The organism is Nocardia sp. NPDC059236 (assembly GCF_042754085.1).
Taxonomy (GTDB): Bacteria; Actinomycetota; Actinomycetes; order Mycobacteriales; family Mycobacteriaceae; genus Nocardia.
On record NZ_JBHZAF010000085.1, the window covers coordinates 1 to 507 of the forward strand.

Genomic DNA, 507 nt, shown 5'->3' on the forward strand with positions numbered 1-507 from the left:
GCCCTGAGTGGACACGGCCAGCCTCCCGGGCGAGAAGATCATGACCGCTTCTGCCCGTTCCCCGCACCGCCGGAAACTCTTCTGACCAGCCGATTCGGCAACTGTGGCGGAAACAAGGCGCCCGTTGGGGGCGGCAACCTGCCCGTTCGGCGCCCGCCCCCCTCTTCGGACCGTACGGGCACACGGTGGCTCGCACCTGTCGTCAAGAGCACGGGTCGGCATTCCGGCCACCGCACCTTGGCGGCGCTCCCTGGGCGGGCAGGCGGTTGGCCGGCCCGGACCAACTCGGCGCAGGACGCACCCGCCCGTTCCCCTCGCCCGGACGGCATGCCGGTCGGATTGTCGCGTGGTGACGGGCCAACCGTGTCCAGGTACCGCCCATCGGGGACGCCCGGTACCTCTGGACGAGTGAAAGATCGGCAAAGCAGAACGGATCGTCGGCCCGGAGCGCGTCTGACGGAGTTTGCTACGGCCCTGACGGGCTTTCCTCTGACCCCAACAGAGAGT